Origin of the sequence: Nocardiopsis chromatogenes YIM 90109 (assembly GCF_000341185.1) — a bacterium.
Taxonomy (GTDB): domain Bacteria; phylum Actinomycetota; class Actinomycetes; order Streptosporangiales; family Streptosporangiaceae; genus Nocardiopsis_A; species Nocardiopsis_A chromatogenes.
Genome location: NZ_ANBH01000396.1, coordinates 1 through 1,090, shown reverse-complemented (window position 1 = coordinate 1,090; position 1,090 = coordinate 1). Strand labels below are relative to the sequence as shown.

The 1,090-nt window shown below is 73.3% G+C and carries 1 protein-coding gene; it reads left to right on the top strand.

What is annotated here, in order from left to right; translation table 11 throughout:
- Positions 1 to 1,090, top strand: a 1,090-nt coding sequence (locus tag D476_RS35315) for a type I polyketide synthase (RefSeq protein WP_017627848.1), incomplete at both ends; no start/stop codon positions are given.

Below are 1,090 nucleotides of genomic sequence, written 5' to 3'. Positions count from 1 at the left end.
CTCCCTGCCGATCACCGCCGAGCACGGCCTGGCGATGCTCGACGCGGCCCTCGGCCTGGACCTGCCCGCGGTGGTGGCCTCGCCGATGAACCTGTCGGCACCGGCGGGCGAAAGGCACGCCCTGCTGCGGGGGCTGGTCCGCAAGGCGCCCCGGAAGCCGGCCGGGAGCGGCGGGTCCGCGGGCGCGGGCACCGTGTTCGGCGCCGGGTTCGCCGAGCTCGACGAGGAGGCGCAGCGAGGGCTGGTGCTGGAGGTCGTGCGCGAGAACGTCGCGGCGGTGCTCGGCCATGCCGACCAGAGCGCCATCGAGGACGACACGGCCTTCGGCGAACTCGGATTCGACTCGCTGATGTCGATCGAACTGCGCAACAGGCTCCGCACGGTGACGGGCGCGAAGCTCGCGGGCACGGTGATCTTCGACCACCCGACGCCGGTGGCGCTCGCGGAGTTCGTGCGCACGACCGTGCTCGGATCGCGGTCCCGGACCGCGGCGGTGGCGACGGCCGGGGGCACCGACGAGCCCATCGCCGTCGTGGGGATGGCGTGCCGATTCCCCGGCGGGGTGACCTCGCCCGAGGGGTTGTGGCGGCTGGTGTCCGAGGGCCTCGACGGCACCTCGGAGTTCCCCGCCAACCGCGGCTGGCCCGACCTGTACGACCCGGACCCCGAACGCACGGGCTCCTCCTATGTGCGCACCGGCGGGTTCCTGCACGGCGCCGACGGGTTCGACCCGGAGTTCTTCGGGATCTCGCCACGCGAGGCCACCGCCATGGACCCGCAGCACCGTCTGCTGCTGGAGACCGCCTGGGAGGCCCTGGAGAACGCGGGTATCGACCCCACTTCCCTGCGCGGCAGCAGGACCGGTGTCTACACGGGCCTGATGCACCACGACTACGCCCCGCGGGTCGGCCGGTACGCGGCCTCGTTGGAAGGGTTCGTCGGCACCAGCACCGCGGCGTCGGTCGCCTCCGGGCGCATCGCCTACACGCTGGGGCTGGAGGGGCCGTCGATGACGGTCGATACGGCGTGCTCGTCGTCGTTGGTGGCCACCCACCTGGCGGTGCAGGCGCTGCGGCAGGGCGAATGCTCG